The sequence below is a fragment of the Nonomuraea coxensis DSM 45129 genome, from assembly GCF_019397265.1.
GTDB lineage: Bacteria > Actinomycetota > Actinomycetes > Streptosporangiales > Streptosporangiaceae > Nonomuraea > Nonomuraea coxensis.
In genome coordinates, this window is the sequence record NZ_CP068985.1 from 1,745,071 (window position 1) to 1,763,056 (window position 17,986).

Genomic DNA, 17,986 nt, shown 5'->3' on the forward strand with positions numbered 1-17,986 from the left:
GCTTGACCAGCAGGAGGCCGGTCCCAGGGGTAGAAGTTCGGGCCGCCGTGGGGCTCCTGGAACGGGATCCAGTTGGCCAGCAGCGTCACGGTGCCCGGCTTGTCCGGGCTGACGAACGCGTACACGTCGGTGTTGTCGACCTGGGGCATCCCCAGGATCTTCGGTGCCTTCCGGTGCGAGGAGGCGGTGCCGGGGTCGGTGCGGAGCGCGGCCGTCGACGACATGGCGACCGCTGCGGCGAGGCCGAGCCCGACCAGAGCGCGCCGGCTGATCCGGAGCTCCATGTTCGGTCCTTTCGCAGGTGCTGGTTCGGTTGCTGGTGCGGTGCTGCGAGGTCCGGCCGGGTTCCTCGACGGCCTATTCGTTCGCCGGGCGTTCGTGGATGTCGCGGGTTCCTTCTCCTCCTCAAGGAGGAGAGTCAACCTAAGTTGACATACTTAGGTCGTCAATTTAGGTTGACTCTCCTGGAGTGGTGCGGATCGCGCCGCTTCGTTCGTTGCGCAAAGTGGGAAATTTCATGGAGGGGGATGCCGTGCTCAAGGAGTTATTGGCCTACGTCCGCCCGCACCGGAGGATCCTGATCCTCGGCGGGCTCCTGGGGCTCATCGGCTCGGCCGCGGGGCTCGCGATGCCGCTGCTGGCCAAGTACGTCGTGGACGCCTTCGGCGCGGGCGGGTCGATGGCCGGGCCGCTGCTGGGACTGACCGTCGCGGTGCTGATCGGCGCGGTCGTCTCGGCGAGCGGCAGCTACCTGATGGAGCGCACCGGCGAGGGCATCGTGCTCGGCGCCCGCCGCCGGCTCGTGGACCGGATGCTCCGGCTCAAGGTCGCCGACGTCGACCGGCTCAAGCCCGGCGACCTGCTCTCGCGGGTGACCGGCGACACCACGCTGCTGCGCGCGGTGCTCACCAACGGCATCGTCGAGTCCGTCGGCGCGGCGTTCATGCTGGTCGGGGCCATCGTCATGATGGCGACCATGGACGCCGTGCTGCTGCTCGTCACGCTCGGCGTTATCGTGGTCGTCGGCGGGATCGTGGCGACGATCATGCCGCGCATCCAGCGGGCCCAGGCCCAGGCCCAGGAGGCCGTGGGCGAGATGGGGTCCGTGCTGGACCGGGCGCTGCAGGCGTACCGGACGGTCAAGGCGAGCGGCGCGGAGGAGCGGGAGATCGCCGTGGTCGGCGAGGCCGCCGCCCGGGCCCGCGACCGGGGGCTGCAGGTCGCCGTCTGGACCTCGCTCGCCGGGGTCTCGACCTGGGTGTCGCTGCAGATCGCCTTCCTCGCCGTGCTGGCGGTCGGCGGGGCCAGGGTCTCCTCGGGGGCGCTGGAGGTCTCGTCGCTGATCGCGTTCCTGCTGTACCTGTTCTACCTGGTCGCGCCGATCGGGCAGCTCGTCCAGGGCGGCGTGCAGCTCCAGCAGGGCCTGGCCGCGATGCAGCGGATCAAGGAGATCGAAGGGCTGCCGGCCGAACCCGCCGAGGCCCCCGAGCCCGCCGCGCACCCGGACGACGCCGGCCCCGAGCCGGTCGGCGTCACCTTCCAGGACGTGGTGTTCCGCTACGGCGAGGACCGGCCGCTCGTCCACGACGGGGTCACCTTCGAGGTGTCGCCCGGCGGGCTGACCGCGCTGGTCGGGCCGTCGGGGGCGGGCAAGTCCACCGTGTTCGGCCTCATCGAGCGCTTCTACGACCACCAGGCCGGCACGATCACCGTGGGCGGCAGGGACATCCGCGACTGGCCGCTCGGCGAGCTGCGGGCCGCGCTCGGCTACGTCGAGCAGGACGCCCCCGTGCTCGCCGGCACCCTGCGCGAGAACCTGCTCTTCGCCGCCCGCGACGTCACCGAGGACGAGCTGGCCCGCGCCATCGCCCGTACCCGCCTCGACGACCTGGTGTCCCGCCTCCCCGAGGGCTTGGAAACGCCGGTCGGGCACCGGGGGGTGCTGCTGTCCGGCGGCGAGCGCCAGCGCGTCGCCATCGCCCGCGCGCTGCTGCGCCGGCCCCGGCTGCTGCTGCTCGACGAGGCCACCTCGCAGCTCGACGCGGTCAACGAGCTGCGGCTGCGCGAGGTCATCGCCGAGGTCGCGAAGGAGACGACCGTGCTGGTCATCGCCCACCGGCTCTCCACGGTCACCGGCGCCGACCGGATCGTGGTGATGGAGGCGGGCGGCGTACGCGCCGTCGGCACGCACGCCGAGCTGGTGGGGGAGGACGACCTCTACCGGGAGCTCGCGGCCACCCAGTTCCTCGTGAGGTGACGCGCGCCGGTGCGTTGTAGTCTGCGGGTGACAAAGATGAATGTTTTCATTCAGGAGGGTCACGATGGGCCGCAGCGTCCGCGCGCCGCGAGGCACGACGATCACCGCCAAAGGCTGGCCGCAGGAGGCGGCGCTCCGGATGCTCCAGAACAACCTCGACCCCGAGGTCGCCGAGCATCCGGAGCAGCTCGTCGTCTACGGCGGCTCCGGCCGGGCGGCCCGTGACTGGGCGTCGTACGACGCGCTCGTCAGGACGCTCACCACGCTGGAGGGCGACGAGACCCTGCTCGTGCAGTCGGGGCGGCCCGTCGGCGTCTTCCGCACCCACGAATGGGCGCCCCGGGTGCTCATCGCCAACTCCAACCTGGTGCCCGACTGGGCGAACTGGGAGGAGTTCCGCCGGTTGGAGGCGGCCGGGCTCACCATGTACGGCCAGATGACCGCCGGGTCGTGGATCTACATCGGCACGCAGGGCATCCTCCAGGGCACGTACGAGACGTTCGCCGCGGTCGCCGCCAAGCGCTTCGGCGGCTCCCTGGCCGGCACCGTCACGCTCACCGCCGGCCTCGGCGGCATGGGCGGCGCGCAGCCGCTCGCCGTCACCATGAACGGCGGCGTCGCCATCTGCGTCGACTGCGACCCGCGCTCCGTCGCCCGCCGCATCGAGCACCGCTACCTCGACGTCGAGGCCGCCACCCTGGACGAGGCGCTGCGCCTGGCCGAGGAGGCGCGGGCCGCCCGCCGGCCGTTGTCCATCGGGCTGGTCGGCAACGCCGCCGTCGTCGTGCCCGAGGTGCTGGCCCGCGGCGCCGAGATCGACATCGTCACCGACCAGACCTCGGCGCACGACCCGCTGATGTACCTGCCGGTGGGCGTCGCCTTCGAGGACATGGCCGCCGAACGCGACAAGGACCCGGCCGGCTTCACCGAGCGGGCGCGGGCGTCGATGGCCCGGCACGTGGCCGCCATGGTCGGCTTCAAGGACGCGGGGGCCGAGGTCTTCGACTACGGCAACTCCATCAGGGGCGAGGCGCGGCTGGCCGGCTACGAGCGGGCCTTCGACTTCCCCGGGTTCGTGCCCGCCTACATCAGGCCGCTGTTCTGCGAGGGCAAGGGCCCGTTCCGGTGGGCGGCGCTGAGCGGCGACCCCGCCGACATCGCGGCCACCGACCGGGCGATCCTGGAGCTGTTCCCCGACAACGAGCCGCTCGCCAGGTGGATCCGCACGGCGGGGGAGAAGGTGCGCTTCCAGGGGCTGCCGGCGCGCATCTGCTGGCTCGGCTACGGCGAGCGCAACCTCGCGGGCGAGCGCTTCAACGACATGGTGGCCTCGGGCGAGCTGAGCGCGCCGATCGTCATCGGGCGCGACCACCTGGACAGCGGGTCGGTGGCCTCTCCCTACCGGGAGACCGAGGCGATGGCCGACGGCTCCGACGCGATCGCCGACTGGCCGCTGCTCAACGCCCTGCTCAACACCGCCTCCGGGGCCGCCTGGGTCTCCATCCACCACGGGGGCGGCGTCGGCGTCGGGCGCTCCATCCACGCCGGCCAGGTGACGGTGGCCGACGGCACGGCCCTGGGGCGGGAGAAGCTGACCCGCGTCCTCACCAACGACCCGGGCACGGGGGTGATGCGGCACGTGGACGCCGGCTACGACCGCGCCGCCGAGGTCGCCGGCGCCCGCGGCGTCCGCATCCCGATGCGCGAGTCCTGACCCCCGCCCCTCCGGCAAGGGGGGCCGGGTGGGGCTGGTGGGAGGGATGAGAACGAGGGGTGGCCGACGTTGGAGGAGGCGTGGCGGACGGATACCAGGGCGGACTCAACGTGCTCCTCGACGGCCGCAGGCTGTCACCGGTGCAGCGCAGGATCGCCCACTACCTCAGCGAGAACCTCGACGAGGCCATCTTCCTGTCCAGCGTCGAGCTGGCCGAGCGGGCCGGCGTCAGCCAGCCGTCGGTCACCAGGTTCGCCATGGTCCTCGGCTTCGCCGGCTACCCGGAGCTGCGCCAGGCGCTGCGCCCGCTCGTGCTGGGCGGCTCCGGCACGGGCGAGCCGCAGGAGAGCCTGCTCCGGGGCGCGATCGACGTCGAGATCCGCAACCTCGCCGTCGTGCGCGAGCGGCTGGCCACGTTCCCGCTGAAGGAGCTGGGCGAGCACCTGGCCGCCACCGAGCCGCTGCCGGTGGTGGGGCTGCGCGTCTCGTGCGGCCTGGCCACCACGTTCGCCTCCTACGCCCGCCGCATCCACCCCGACGTGCGCCTGCTCACGCACGGCGGCTCCGAACTGGTGGACGGCCTGCACGCCTGCCGGCGGGCGGGAGCGGAGTGGCTGGTGGCCGTGGTCCTGCCGCGCTATCCGCGCGAGGCCGTCCAGGCCCTGGAGTACGCCGAGAAGCTCGGCTACCGGGTGGCCGCGATCACCGACAAGCCCGGCTTCCCCGCGGAGGTGGTGCTGGACGCGCCCGTCGGCGACCGGCTCGTGTTCGACTCGCACGCGGCCCCGCTGCTGCTGGCGATGGCCCTGGTGGAGGCCATGGCCGACGCGGCGCCGCTGCGCACCAGGGCCCGCCTGGAGGAGTACGAGCGCATGACCGACGAGACCGGCGTGTTCCTGCCCGGCGACCCGCCCCCGCCGGTCGCGGGCAACGGCGGCCACCTCACCGGATGACCCGCCGCCAGCCGCCCCTGGCGAGCCCCACGGCGCCGTCCGGCCAGACGAACGCCCGCGCCCCGTACAACGGCAGCGCGCCGTTCAGCAGCCAGTGCTCGCGGATGTCGTCGAGCAGGTCCCACAGGCGGCGCGGGCCGGCCTGGTGCACCTCGGGCAGCTCGCTCCCGTACGCGCCGGCCCGTGCCCATGACCCGTCGGCGTGCGCCAGCCACGCCGTACGCCGCCCGTCCTCGCTCTCCTCGAAGTGGTGTTCGATCCCGCCGGAGGTCATGACCTCCAGCATGGAGCGCAGCTCCCAGGAGCTACCGGCGTCCACGACCGGGTAGCGTCCCCGGCTGATCCGCTCGCCGTCCTGGTCCTTGGCGAGGTCGCCGAGCGCCGGCGGGTAGTCCGCGCCGGAGCGGGTGGGCATGAACATCGCCCAGTCCCGCGCGACGTGCCCGGCCGCCGCACCGTCGGCCGTCTTCGTCGCCGTGACGATCAGCGAGGTGCCCGCGATCACGGTGACGAGCCTGCCGCCCGGCCGCAGCGCCGCCAGCCAGCTCGGCGGGATCGGGCGCACCGCCACCATCGACACGATCCGGTCGTACTGCCCAGGCAGGGGGCCGGTCGCGTCGCAGGCCACCACCTCGGGACGGAGCCCGGCTGCGTCCAGACGCGCCGCCGCCGCCTCCACCAGGTAAGGGTCCACGTCGATGCTGGTCACCAGGCCGTCGCCCAGCGCGCGGGCCAGGAGCGCGGCGCTGTAACCCGTCCCGGTGCCCACGTCCAGCACCCGCACCCCCTCGTGGATCTCGCCGTGCCGCAGCATGCGGACCACCAGGCCCGGCAACGTGCCCGACGAGGTCGGCCGCCCCGACGTAAGCGCGCCGGAGGCCGCGTGGTCGGCGTGCCCGCCCGCGACCCGTGTGATCAGCGTCTGGTCGCGGTACGCCGCCGCGAACCAGCTCTCGTCGTCCGAAGGACCGTCGTGCAGCTCCCACTGCCCGTAGCCGACGCCGGGCGGGGTGTCCCACCAGCGCGGGACGAACAGATGCCGGGGCGTGGACGCGACCGGTCCGCGCCACCGCGACCCAGCCGGTGCCACCTCGGCCGCCAGCCGCGCGGCGCTCGTCCGCCATGTCGTCTGCGTCGCCATGTGCGTCCTTCAGAAATCGGGCTCGCAGTAGGAAGGACCGCAAGTGTCGGTCTCGGCGGGAGCACAGTCGGATGAGTCTCCCTGGCCGGGCATGCACTCAGGATTGCACACCCTTCTGTGCGGAGACGAGGGGATGGTGGAGACCAGACTCCGCCAGCGATCGCCTCCGAGGATGTCGGCGAGCGGCGTCGCCTTGACGTTGCCCGCCGACATCCATCGGGCCATCACGCACGGCAAGACCTCCCCGTCAGGGCTGACGGCGGCCTTGGTGCGTCCGCACCTGCCGCACAGCTCTGCAACCTGCGGAGACGTCGATGCCCCGCGACCGATGCCGCGTACCCGGTCGGTGCCGATCCTGGTGACACCCAGCGCCATGAGGTCGGCGGCGGCGCCTTCCACGCGCTGATCGGCGATCACCTCGACGACGGCCGCTCGGATCGGGATGTGGCGGCGTACGGCCTCGGCGATGTTGGCCCGGGTCCGCGCATGACTGCCCGCAAGTCCCGTAACGCGGTCGTGCGTCTTGGCATCGTCGCTGTAATAGCTCGTGGCGAGGGACACGCCGGGGAGAGAGAACAGCTCGTCCCACCATGCGCGGCGGATGTTGAGCAGATTGGAGAAGATCTCGACTGCCAGACCCGCGGCGACCGCCTGCCGAATGAGTACGGGAAAAGCTGGGTGCCCGGTTGCTTCTCCTCCGATGAACTGGATCTGGGAAATGCGCATGTCCGCCGTGGCGCTGATGACGTTCGCCCAGTCGGCGGCCGTCATGCTGCCGTGGCTCCCACGAGGCCCTGAACTGGCGTAACAGTGCGCGCACCGAAGTGCGCAGCGTCCGGTCAGCTCAAGCTCCACGACTGTGATGGTCACGAGGGGTCCCCTTCGGCTGTCGTCGGGAATCGATGAGGCGGAGAACAGCTGGTGGCCCGACTACGACAGTAGACGTCTATAGACGTCGCTGAAAGACGATAGGTGTTTTGTGACGTCAAGTGCCCTTTATGGTTGACCGATGGCACGGGGCGACGTTGAAGAGCGGACAGACGATCTCGGCGCGATACTTCCGAAGACCGATCCCGCTGGGGCTGATCTGGTCTACATGATCATTGCCGGGCACATCGCCGGCCAGATCGAGCGCGGCGAGCGTGCGGTCGGCTCCCGTCTGCCCTCCGAGCTCGAGCTCTCCAACATGTGGCAGGTCGCGCGAATGACGGTCCGGCGTGCCATCCGGGAGTTGACGGAGCGAGGGCTCGTTCGTGCTGTGCACGGCAAGGGGACATTCGTGACGGAGTCGCGGGGTGAGGCGTCCGGCCGGTGATCCCGGCGGTCGCTCGGCGGGTCAATATGCTGATCACCATGACTGAACGACCGACGGCGCTGGTGACCGGCGCTTCCCGAGGTGTCGGCGCGGCCGTCGCCAGGGCCCTCGGGCCCACTCACCACGTCATCCTGGGCGGACGGGACGAGAGCGCGCTGGCCGCCGTGGCGGCGGAGCTGCCGGACGCGCGGCCGTGGCCGGTGGAGCTGACCGGGGTCACCGAGGCCGACGTCGCCGGCGTCGAGCGGCTGGACCTGCTCGTGCACAGCGCCGCGATCACCCGCATGGGCCTGATCGCCGAGCAGCCGGCCGCCGTCTGGCGGGAGATGTTCGAGGTCAACGTCGTCGCCGTCGCCGAGCTGACCCGGCTGCTGCTGCCCGCGCTGCGGCGCGCCAAGGGGCAGGTGGTGTGCGTCAACTCCGGCGCGGGCCAGCGCGCGAACCCGCACTGGGCGGCGTACGCGGCCAGCAAGTTCGCGCTGAAGGCGTTCGCCGACGCGCTGCGGCAGGAGGAGAGCGAGGTGCGGGTCACGACCGTCTACCCCGGCCGCATCGCCACCGACATGCAGCACGAGGTCCGCGCGTACGAGGGCGGCCCGTTCGAGCCCGAGAAATACCTCACCGCCGAGAGCGTGGCACGCGCCGTGCTGGCCGCGGTCAACGCCGGGCCGGACGCCCATCTCACCGAGCTGACGCTGCGGCCCGCCGCCGGCCCGGTCAACTGAATGGATCCATTCACTACAGTGGGGCCATGCTCGAACCGCTCACACACATAGGACGAGACGCGGCGACCGGCGGCTACGTCAGGGACGCCTGGTCGCCGGCGGACATGGAGCTCCGGGAGTGGTTCGCGGGCGAGGCCGGCCGGCGCGGCCTCGACCTGCGGGAGGACCGCAACGGCAACCTGTGGGCCTGGTGGGGCGACCCGTCGCGGAGCCCCGGCGTCGTGACCGGCAGCCATCTCGACTCGGTGCGCCAGGGCGGCGCGTACGACGGCCCGCTCGGCGTCGTCTCCGCCTTCGCCGCCCTCGACCTGCTGAGGGAGCGCGGCGTCACCCCCGGCAGGCCGCTCGGCGTGGTCTGCTTCACCGACGAGGAGGGGGCCAGGTTCGGCGTGCCGTGCATGGGGTCGCGGCTGCTCACCGGAGCGATCGGGCCCGAACGGGCGCTCGCGCTCACCGACGACGAGGGCGACACCCTCGCCGACGTCCTGGCCAGGGCGGGACGCAGGCCGGAGTGGGCCGGCCGCGACGACGAGACGCTGGCCGGCGTCGGCGCGTTCGTGGAGCTGCACGTCGAGCAGGGCCGCGGCCTGGCCGCCCACGGCCGCCCGGTGGGCGTGGCCGCCGCCATCTGGCCGCACGGGCGCTGGCGCTTCGACTTCCGCGGCCGGGCCGACCACGCGGGCACCACGAGGCTCGCCGACCGCGACGACCCGATGCTGCCGTTCGCCCGCATGGTGCTGGCCACCCGCGCGGCGGCCGAGCGGCGGGGCGTGGTGGCGACGGTCGGAAAGGTACGGGTCCGTCCCGGCAACGCCAACGCCGTCCCCGGCCACGTGGCCGCCTGGCTGGACGCCCGAGGCGCGGAAGAGGACGACGTCCGCGCCCTGGTGGCGGAGCTCGCCGAGGGCCACGAGGTGAGCGAGGAGTCCTGGACGCCGGTCGTCGGCTTCGACCCGGCGCTCAGGGACCGCCTGGCGAGGGTGGCGGGCGGCGGCACGCCCGCGCCCGTCCTGCCGACGGGGGCCGGCCACGACGCGGGCATCCTCGCCGCCGCGGGCGTGCCGGCCGGGATGTTGTTCGTCCGCAACCCCACGGGCGTGTCCCACAGCCCGGAGGAGCATGCCGAGCGGGCAGACTGCGAGGCGGGAGTGGTGGCGCTGGCCGACGTGCTGGAGGATCTGTGTCGCTGACGTACTGGTGCGAGCAGGCGTGGCTGCCCGACGGCGTCGCCGAGGACGTGCTCGTCGTCGTCGAGGGCGACCGCATCACCAGGGTCGGCCAGGGGCCGCCGCCGCCCGGCGCCGAGCGGCTGGCCGGGCTCACCCTCCCCGGCCTGGCCAACGCCCACTCCCATGCCTTCCACCGGGCGCTGCGCGGCGTCGCCCAGGAGGGCAAGGGCGACTTCTGGACCTGGCGCGAGCGCATGTACGAGGTGGCCGCCCGCCTCGACCCCGACTCCTACCTGCGCCTCGCCACCGCCGTCTACGCCGAGATGGCGCTGGCAGGGGTGACCTGCGTGGGCGAGTTCCACTACGTGCACCACGGGCCGGACGGCACGCCGTACGACGACCCCAACGCCATGGGGCACGCCCTCGTCGAGGCCGCCCGCGCGGCCGGGCTGCGCGTCGCGCTGCTCGACACCTGCTACCTGACCGGCGGCATCGGCGCCCCCTTGTCGGGGCCGCAGGTCCGTTTCGGCGACGGCGACGCCGGCCGCTGGGCGGCCCGCGCGGACGCGCTCGCCGCCGCCTACGAGGGGCAGCCGGACGTCGAGATCGGGGCGGCGGTGCACTCGGTCCGCGCGGTGCCGCCCGAGCAGATGCCGCTCGTCACCGAGTTCTCCCGCCGCCACGCCGCGCCGCTGCACGCGCACGTCTCCGAGCAGCGCGCCGAGGTCGCGGCCTGCGTCGAGATGTACGCCGCGACCCCGGTCGGCCTGCTGCACGAGCACGGCGTGCTGGGGCCGCGCTCGACCGCCGTGCACGCGACCCACCTCAACGACGTGGACGTGGAACTGCTCGCCGACTCGGGCACGGCGGTGTGCATGTGCCCCACGACCGAACGCGACCTCGCCGACGGCATCGGCCCGGCCCGCGAGCTCGCCGACCGGGGCACGGCGATCACGCTCGGCTCCGACAGCCACGCCGTCGTCGACCTCTTCGAGGAGGCGAGGGCGGTCGAGCTGGACGAGCGCCTCGCCAGCGGCCGGCGCGGCCACTGGAGCGCCGCCGGGCTGCTGTCCGCCGCGACCTGCGCCGGCCACATCTCGCTCGGCTTCCCCGACGCGGGCCTGCTCGTCCCGGGGGCCTGGGCCGACCTCGTGTCCGTACGCCTCGACAGCGTGCGCACGGCGGGCGCGGCCGGGCTGGAGGCCGTGGTGTTCGCGGCCACGGCCGCCGACGTGCACTCCGTCGTCTCCGGCGGGCGGCGGGTGGTCACGGCGGGGCGGCACGTCCTCGGCGACGCCGGCGCGCTGCTGTCCGAGGCGATCAAGGCCCTGCGCTGACCACACCCGACCGACGACGAATCGGAGCCCTGCCATGACCGCCACCCTGTTCGACGGGATCGGGCTGCTCTACACCGGCGACCCCGAGCGCGAGGAGATCACGGACGCGGCGCTGCTCGCCGAGGACGGCGTGGTCGTCTGGCTCGGCCCCGCCGCCGAGGCCCCGGGAGGCGCCGAGGAGCGCGTGGACGTCGCCGGCCGGGCCGTCATCCCCGGCTTCGTCGACTCCCACGCCCACCTGATCTTCGCCGGCGACCGCACGGCCGAGTTCCAGGCCCGCATGTCCGGCGAGCCGTACACCGGCGGCGGCATCAGGACCACCGTCGCCGCCACCCGCCGCGCCGGCGACGCCGAGCTGGCCACGCACGCCCTCGCGCTGGTCCGCGAGATGGCCAGGCAGGGCACCACCACGGTCGAGATCAAGAGCGGTTACGGCCTCACCGTCGAGGACGAGCGCCGCTCCCTGGAGCTCGCCACCGCGCTCACCGACGAGACGACCTTCCTCGGCGCGCACGTCGTGCCCGAGGGCGTGGACGCCGACGACTACGTACGGCTGGTGGCCGGGGAGATGCTGACGGCGTGCGCGCCGTTCGCGCGGTGGGTGGACGTCTTCTGCGAGCGCGGGGCCTTCGACGGCGACCAGACGCGGGAGATCCTGACCGCCGGCCAGAGGGCCGGGCTCGGCGTGCGGGTGCACGCCAACCAGCTCGGCGAGGGGCCGGGGGTGCGCATCGCCTGCGAGCTGGGCGCGGCCTCGGCCGACCACTGCACGCATCTCACGGCGGCCGACGTGGACGCGCTGGCGGGCTCGGGGACGGTGGCGACGCTGCTGCCGGGGGCGGAGTTCTCGACGCGCTCGCCGTACCCGGACGCGCGCCGGCTGCTCGACGCCGGAGTCACCGTGGCGCTGGCCACCGACTGCAACCCGGGGTCGTCCTACACCTCGTCGATGGCGTTCTGCGTGGCGCTCGCGGTGCGCGAGATGCGGATGACGCCGCTGGAGGCGATCCGGGCGGCCACGTACGGCGGGGCCCGCGCGCTGCGCCGCGCGGACGTAGGCTGGTTGCGTCCCGGCGCCCGCGCCGACCTGGTCGTGCTCGACGCCCCGTCCTACGTCCACCTGGCCTATCGGCCCGGCGTCCCCCTCGTCCATCAGGTCTTCCAGGGTGGTCTCCTCCTTCAGGAGGACATCCAGAACCCTCCCTCGGTCGTAGTGCTTTAGGGAATCTTTGCCCGGGGCCGCACGTTGGCCGGGTATAGGACGCAGCTGCGGAACGAGGTGCCAGGGGATGGCAAGGCCTACGGGGAGTCGCACGCAGGAGCAGCACGTCGCGGACCGCGATCTGCTGGGGACGTACCTGGCCGAGATCGGCCGCGTCCCGTTGCTCACCGCGGAGGAAGAGGTGGAGCTCGCCAAGCGGATCGAGGCGGGACTGTTCGCGGAGCACCTGCTCGACAGCGGGGGCTCGGAGCCGCGCATCGGGGACGCGGCCGACGAGGAGCTGGAGCGCCTGGCCATCTCGGGCCGGCGCGCCAAGGACGAGTTCATCCAGGCCAACCTGCGCCTGGTGGTGGCGGTGGCGCGGAAGTACTCCGGCCGGGGGATGCCGCTGATCGACCTCGTCCAGGAGGGCAACCTGGGCCTGGTGCGGGCGGTGGAGAAGTTCGACTACCGGCGGGGCTACAAGTTCTCCACCTACGCCACGTGGTGGATCAGGCAGTCGGTGGGGCGGGCCATCCACGAGCAGGCGCGGCCGGTGCGGCTGCCCACGCACGCGGGGGAGCAGATGACCCGGCTCATGCGGGTGCGGCGTGACATGCTCGCCGAGTTCGACGCCGAGCCGACCGACGACGACCTCGCCGACATCCTCGAGCTTCCGATCGAGCGGGTGCGCGAGCTGCGCCGCTGGGCCTCCGACCCGGTGTCGCTGCAGCTCGGCGTGGGCGACGAGGACGAGACCGAGCTGGGCGACATGATCGCCGACGAGACCTGGGCCGATCCTGAGCAGCAGGCCATCGACATCCTGGAGCGCGAGCGGCTCGACCAGTGGCTCACCGGGCTGGAGGGGCCGACCAGCGAGATGCTGCGCTGGCGCTACGGGCTGGTCGACGGGCGCGAGCACACGCTGACCGAGGTGGGGGAGCGTTACGGCATCGGCCGTGACCGGGCCCGCCGCATCGAGCGCGACGCCCTGGCCCGCCTGCGCAAGATGGCGACCGCCGCCGCCTGACCCGCCGCCTTTAGGCTGGGGCGCATGCATATCGAGACATTGCGCCGCTATCCGGTCAAGTCGTTGCTGGGTGAGGAGCTCCCCGAGAGCGAGGTGGACGAGCGCGGGCTGGCGGGCGACCGGGCGCGGGCGGTGCTCGACGTCGCCACCGGCAAGATCGCCAGCGCCAAGAACCCCCGGCTCTGGCGGGACCTGCTCACCCTGGACGGCGCCGCGCCGCCCGGCGACGAGGAGCTGTCGCGGCTGCTCGGTCGCGAGGTGCGGCTCATCGACGTGCCGCCGGAGGGCGCCGAGCTGGAGCGGTCCGTGCCGGAGCGGGTGCTGGCCGAGGGCATCGAGGCGGAGGTCCCGTACACGGTGGGCACGCTGGGCGCGGGCGCGCCGCCCGGCACCTTCTTCGACTTCGCGCCGATCCACCTGATCACGACCGCGGCCCTGGCGACGATCGGCGCCCTCGGCCCGCGCGGACGGGTCGAGGCCGCCCGTTACCGGCCCAACCTGGTCATCGCCGCCGAGGGCGAGGGCTTCCCCGAGAACGACTGGGTCGGCCGGCGGCTGCACGTCGGCGCCGACGTGGTGCTGGAGGTCATCGTCGCCAGCCCGCGCTGCGCCGTGCCCACGCTGGCGCACGGCACGCTGGAGCGCGACCCCGACGCGCTGCGGACGGTCGCCAGGCACAACCGGGTGCCGGTCTTCGGCACGGGGCCGCAGCCCTGCGCCGGCGTGTACGCCCGCGTGTCGCACCCCGGCCTGGTGCGGAAGGGCGATCCCGTACGCCTCGGCTGACCACGCCGCCGATTGCGCAGTTCCCTTATGAGAGGGGTGAGACGTCCGAAACGCGGCCGAAACACCTGTGTGGCGAGTTTCACAGATGTGAAACACACCTGGTCGTGCCACGAAACCCCGGGCGAACACGCTGTGGCCACACGTCACACGTAAGGAGGGTCGCTTCGTGAAGATCGACGGCGGCACTACTGCCTGGATGATCGTCGCCACCGCCATGGTGTTGCTGATGACTCCCGGCCTCGCGTTCTTCTACGGCGGCATGACCAGGGCCAAGAGCGTCCTGAACATGATGATGATGTCGTTCGGCGCCATCATCACGGTGTCCATCACCTGGATGCTGTTCGGTCACTCGCTCGCGTTCACCGACAATCCCAGCTCGGCACTCAACAACTTCGTCGGCGGATTCGACGCACTGGGTCTGCAGAGCCTGGTGGACACCGCCACCAAGGACGACGGCACCGGCATGCCGAGTCTCATCTTCTCCGCCTTCCAGATGACGTTCGCCATCATCACGGTCGCGCTGATCAGCGGCGCGATCGCGGACCGGGCGAAGTTCGGGGCGTGGATCCTCTTCACCGTCGTGTGGGCCACGGTGGTGTACTTCCCGGTGGCGCACTGGGTCTGGGGCACCGGCTGGCTCAACACCATGGGCATCGAGGACTTCGCGGGCGGCACGGTCGTCCACATCAACGCGGGCGCGGCGGCCCTCGCCCTGGCCCTCGTCATCGGCAAGCGGCAGGGCTGGCGCAAGGAGCCGATGCGGCCCCACAACCTCACCCTGGTCCTGCTCGGCGCGGGCCTGCTGTGGTTCGGCTGGTTCGGCTTCAACGCCGGCTCCGAGCTGGCCGTGGACGGCACCGCCGCCCTGGCCTTCCTCAACACGCAGGTCGCCACGGCGGTCGCGGCCGGCGCCTGGCTCGTGGTCGAGAAGCTGCGCGACGGGCACGCCACCAGCCTCGGCGTCGCCTCCGGCGCGGTCGCCGGCCTGGTCGCCATCACCCCGGCCTGTGGCTTCGTGGACCCGTGGGCCGCGATGGTCATCGGCCTGCTGGCCGGCGCGATCTGCGCCTTCGCCGTGGGCCTGAAGTACAAGCTCGGCTACGACGACTCCCTCGACGTGGTCGGCGTCCACCTGGTGGGCGGCGTCATCGGCGCCGTCGCGCTCGGCTTCCTCGCCGCCTACCCCTTCCTCGACCAGCAGAGCGAGGGCCTGTTCTACGGCGGCGGCTTCGGCCAGCTCGGCCTCCAGGTGCTCGGCCCGATCGCGGTCGGCGGCTACTCCTTCGTCCTCACGTGGATCATCGGCAAGATCATCGACAAGACGGTGGGCTTCCGCGTCCCCGCCGACAACGAGGTCACCGGCATCGACGTCACCACCCACGCCGAGACCGGCTACGACCTCGGCACGGTCTACGCCTCGGGCGTGGCCTCCTCCAACGGTCCCACGGCTCCCGCTCCCAAGAAGGTGGACGCATGAGGCTCATCACCGCGATCATCAAGCCCTTCAAGCTCGACGACGTCAAGGCCGCGCTGGAGCAGTTCGGCATCAAGGGGATGACGGTCAGCGAGGCCAGCGGCTACGGCCGGCAGCGCGGCCACACCGAGGTCTACCGCGGCGCCGAGTACCAGGTCGACCTGGTGCCCAAGGTGCGCCTGGAGGTCCTCGCGGAGGAGGACGACACCGAGGACGTGATCGACGTCATCGTGAAGGCCGCGCACACCGGCAAGATCGGCGACGGCAAGGTCTGGTCCGTGCCCGTGGACACCGTGATCCGCGTACGCACGGGAGAAAGGGGCCCGGAGGCCCTGTGATGTTCCTGCGGAGCTCCGACAACGGCGTCGGAGCGGGAACACAGGGTTCGCCGGGCGGGTCCCGGCGAGAGGACACTGAGGTGAGGGGGCACTGAGGTGAGGGGAGAGGCCCGTTCGTACGCCGCGGCCCGCAAGGAGCGGACCGCGGACACCGACCGCTGGCTTAAGGATCTCTTCCGCACGGCGAGCGACGGCGACCACGTCTCACTGGTCGCCGTCGGCAGCCTCGGAAGGGGCGAGCCGGCTCCCGGGAGCGACCTCGACCTGGTCCTGCTCCACAACGGGCGGCCGGACGTCGCCAGGATCGCCGACCGGATCTGGTACCCGATCTGGGACTCCTCGTCCGGCCTCGACCACTCGGTACGCACGGTGGAGGAGGCCGTGGCGGTCGCCCGCCAGGACCTCAAGGCCGTGCTCGGCCTCATCCAGGCCCGCCACGTGGCGGGCGACCCCGAGCTGACCAGGAAGGCCAGGGAGGCGGTGCTCGCCGAGTGGCGGGCCGACTCCCGGCGCAGGCTCGGCGAGCTGCGGGAGGCCGCCGACAAGCGCGCCCAGGTCAGCGGCGAGCTGGCGTTCCTCCTCGAACCCGACCTCAAGGACGGCCGCGGCGGGCTCCGCGACGTCCAGGCCATGCAGGCCGTGGCGGCGGCCTGGGTCGCCTCGGCACCCGGCCCCCGGGTCCGCGAGGCCCACGAGTTCATCCTCGACGTCCGGCACGCGCTGCACGTCGTCACCGCCCGCGGCGCCGACCGGCTGGTCCTCCAGGAGCAGGACGCCGTGGCGGGGCTGCTCGGCCTGCTCGACGCCGAGGCGCTCATGCGCCGCCTCGCCGAGGCCGGCCGCACCGTCTCCCACGCCTTCGACGCGACCTGGCGCACCGTTGACAAGCTCCTGTCAGGACCGGCTCCGCGCGGCCGCCGCCCGCTCGCCGACGGCGTGGTCGAGCACGGCGGCGAGGTCGTGCTCGCCAGAGGCGTCAACCCGCGTACGGACCCCGTCCTCGTGCTGCGCGCGGCCGCCGCCGCGGCCGACTCCGGGCTGCCGATGGCGCCCGCCACGGTGTCCGTCCTCGCAGCTCAGTCGCCTCCCATGCCGGTGCCGTGGCCCGAGGAGGCGCGCGACGCGCTGGTGTCGATCCTCGGCGCGGGCCGCGCCGCCGTGCCCGTGTGGGAGGAGCTGGACCAGGCCGGCATCGTTGTCAAGCTGCTTCCTGACTGGGAGCGCGTACGCCACCGCCCGCAGCGCAACCCGATCCACCGCTTCACCGTCGACCGGCACCTCATCGAGGCCGCCGCCAACGCCGCCGGCCACACCCGCGAGGTCTCACGCCCCGACCTCCTGCTCATCGCGGCGCTCCTGCACGACGTCGGGAAGGGCTGGCCCGGCGACCACTCGGCGACCGGCGAGGTCGTGGTGCGCGACATCGCCACCCGCATCGGCCTGCCGCCCCAGGACGTCGACACGCTGGCCACCGTCGTCCGCCACCACCTGCTGCTGCCCGAGACGGCCACCCGCCGCGACCTGGACGACCCGGTCACCATCGAGAAGGTGGCCGCCACCGTCGGCAGCCGCGAGGTGCTCGACCTGCTGGCCGCGCTGGCCGTGGCCGACGGCAACGCGACCGGCCCGGCCGCCTGGAACGCCTGGAAGGCCGGGCTGGTCGCCGACCTCGTCCGCCGGGTCAGGTCCGTGCTGTCCGGCTCGCCGCCGCCCAAGCCGCCCACCCTGTCGGCCGAGCAGGCCGCGCTGGCCAGGCACGGCGGCGGCGCGGTCCGCGTCGCCGGCGGCAACGTCACCGTCGTCGCCCCCGACCGGGTGGGGCTGCTGTGGAGCGCGGCCGGCGTGCTGTCCGCGCACCGGCTCATCGTGCGCTCCGCCTCGTCGGCCTCCGCCGGCTCCACGGCGGTGATCGAGTTCTCCGTGATCCCCGAGTACGGCTCCCCTCCCGACCCGGCGACCCTGGAGTCCGATCTCCGTCTCGTCCTTGCCGGCCGTCTTGACATCGAGCAGCGGCTGGCCCGGCGGGCGAGGGCCGTGCGCCCGCCCCGCGTACCCGTGGCCCCACCTCGGGTGACGCTGGTCGACGACGCCTCCGCGACGGCCACCGTGGTGGAAGTCAGAGCCCATGACAGACCGGGGCTGCTGTGGCGGATCGGTCGGGCGTTCGGGGAGTGCGGTCTTGACGTGCGGGCCGCTCGCGTGGAGACTCTCGGCGCGGAGGCGGTGGACGTCTTCTACGTGGTTGATCGCGCCGGTCGCCCCCTCAGCGACGACGCGCAGCGGGCACAAGTCCGCGATCACGTGCTCGCCGCACTGCGATAACCGGCACCGAACGGCTGTCGGTACCACTGTAACAATTGTGTCCGATTTGCCGGTTGTGACACTTGCTCGGATACCTTGTGGACCGGCTTCGAGGTTTGGGCGGCTTGGGAGCACATCGCCACGGCATGATTGAGGGGTAGCGGAACCAGTGACTACGGGGAACTCCGACAGCGGCTCAGCCGCGCCGCGGAGGCGCGGCGGACGGTCGCTGTCACGCTTCGGAC

15 protein-coding genes and 1 pseudogene are annotated in these 17,986 nt (G+C 72.8%); 13 read left to right on the forward strand and 3 right to left on the reverse strand.

The features are described 5' to 3' along the window. Positions 1-80 precede the first annotated feature (80 nt). Positions 81-284, reverse strand: a pseudogene (locus Nocox_RS43925) (DUF4331 family protein); the annotation flags it as partial. 233 nt (positions 285-517) lie between these two features. Between Nocox_RS43925 and Nocox_RS08530 the strand changes: the two are divergent. The 3 genes from Nocox_RS08530 to Nocox_RS08540 all read left to right on the forward strand — a co-directional run bounded on the left by Nocox_RS08530 (position 518) and on the right by Nocox_RS08540 (position 4,924). Beyond that, positions 518-2,257: an ABC transporter ATP-binding protein gene (locus Nocox_RS08530; RefSeq protein ID WP_033410902.1), complete on the forward strand. Its 1,740-nt coding sequence runs from the start codon at positions 518-520 to the stop codon at positions 2,255-2,257. 64 nt (positions 2,258-2,321) lie between these two features. Then, positions 2,322-3,971 (forward strand): urocanate hydratase, encoded by a 1,650-nt coding sequence (gene hutU / locus Nocox_RS08535; protein ID WP_020546590.1) that lies wholly within the window; start codon positions 2,322-2,324, stop codon positions 3,969-3,971. An 80-nt stretch (positions 3,972-4,051) separates the two neighbouring features. After that, positions 4,052-4,924, forward strand: a complete 873-nt coding sequence (locus tag Nocox_RS08540) for a MurR/RpiR family transcriptional regulator (protein ID WP_020546589.1) — start codon at positions 4,052-4,054, stop codon at positions 4,922-4,924. On the opposite strand, the gene Nocox_RS08545 is transcribed toward Nocox_RS08540, so the two are convergent. Then, positions 4,914-6,065, reverse strand: a complete 1,152-nt coding sequence (locus tag Nocox_RS08545) for a methyltransferase domain-containing protein (RefSeq protein ID WP_020546588.1) — start codon at positions 6,063-6,065, stop codon at positions 4,914-4,916. The genes Nocox_RS08540 and Nocox_RS08545 overlap by 11 nt on opposite strands. A 9-nt stretch (positions 6,066-6,074) precedes the next feature. Beyond that, positions 6,075-6,935, reverse strand: coding sequence for a radical SAM/SPASM domain-containing protein (locus tag Nocox_RS08550; RefSeq protein WP_211212808.1), 861 nt, complete (start codon positions 6,933-6,935; stop codon positions 6,075-6,077). A gap of 139 nt (positions 6,936-7,074) precedes the next feature. On the opposite strand from Nocox_RS08550, the gene Nocox_RS08555 reads away from it, so the two are divergent. The 10 genes from Nocox_RS08555 to Nocox_RS08600 all read left to right on the forward strand — a co-directional run bounded on the left by Nocox_RS08555 (position 7,075) and on the right by Nocox_RS08600 (position 17,762). Continuing rightward, positions 7,075-7,380, forward strand: coding sequence for a GntR family transcriptional regulator (locus tag Nocox_RS08555; protein WP_020546586.1), 306 nt, complete (start codon positions 7,075-7,077; stop codon positions 7,378-7,380). Positions 7,381-7,418: 38 nt separating this feature from the next. Next, positions 7,419-8,105 (forward strand): SDR family oxidoreductase, encoded by a 687-nt coding sequence (locus tag Nocox_RS08560; RefSeq protein ID WP_026215051.1) that lies wholly within the window; start codon positions 7,419-7,421, stop codon positions 8,103-8,105. 26 nt (positions 8,106-8,131) lie between these two features. Next, positions 8,132-9,295: an allantoate amidohydrolase gene (locus tag Nocox_RS08565; RefSeq protein ID WP_020546584.1), complete on the forward strand. Its 1,164-nt coding sequence runs from the start codon at positions 8,132-8,134 to the stop codon at positions 9,293-9,295. Further along, positions 9,286-10,611, forward strand: coding sequence for a formimidoylglutamate deiminase (locus Nocox_RS08570; RefSeq protein ID WP_020546583.1), 1,326 nt, complete (start codon positions 9,286-9,288; stop codon positions 10,609-10,611). The genes Nocox_RS08565 and Nocox_RS08570 overlap by 10 nt, the downstream gene beginning before the upstream one ends. 34 nt (positions 10,612-10,645) lie before the next feature. Further along, on the forward strand, positions 10,646-11,833 hold the full coding sequence (hutI, locus tag Nocox_RS08575) for an imidazolonepropionase (protein WP_020546582.1): 1,188 nt from the start codon (positions 10,646-10,648) through the stop codon (positions 11,831-11,833). Positions 11,834-11,900: 67 nt separating this feature from the next. Continuing rightward, positions 11,901-12,842, forward strand: coding sequence for a sigma-70 family RNA polymerase sigma factor (locus Nocox_RS08580; RefSeq protein ID WP_020546581.1), 942 nt, complete (start codon positions 11,901-11,903; stop codon positions 12,840-12,842). 24 nt (positions 12,843-12,866) lie between these two features. Continuing rightward, on the forward strand, positions 12,867-13,628 hold the full coding sequence (locus Nocox_RS08585; protein WP_033410898.1) for an MOSC domain-containing protein: 762 nt from the start codon (positions 12,867-12,869) through the stop codon (positions 13,626-13,628). Positions 13,629-13,794: 166 nt separating this feature from the next. Continuing rightward, positions 13,795-15,105 carry an ammonium transporter gene (locus Nocox_RS08590; RefSeq protein WP_020546579.1) on the forward strand — a complete coding sequence of 437 codons (1,311 nt, stop codon included), beginning with the start codon at positions 13,795-13,797 and terminating at the stop codon, positions 15,103-15,105. Beyond that, complete coding sequence (locus Nocox_RS08595) at positions 15,102-15,440, forward strand: P-II family nitrogen regulator (protein WP_020546578.1); 339 nt, start codon at positions 15,102-15,104, stop codon at positions 15,438-15,440. The genes Nocox_RS08590 and Nocox_RS08595 overlap by 4 nt, the downstream gene beginning before the upstream one ends. Positions 15,441-15,536: 96 nt before the next feature. Further along, a complete protein-coding gene (locus Nocox_RS08600; protein ID WP_020546577.1) occupies positions 15,537-17,762 on the forward strand; it encodes a [protein-PII] uridylyltransferase in 2,226 nt (741 codons plus the stop codon). The last annotated feature ends 224 nt before the right edge of the window (positions 17,763-17,986 follow it).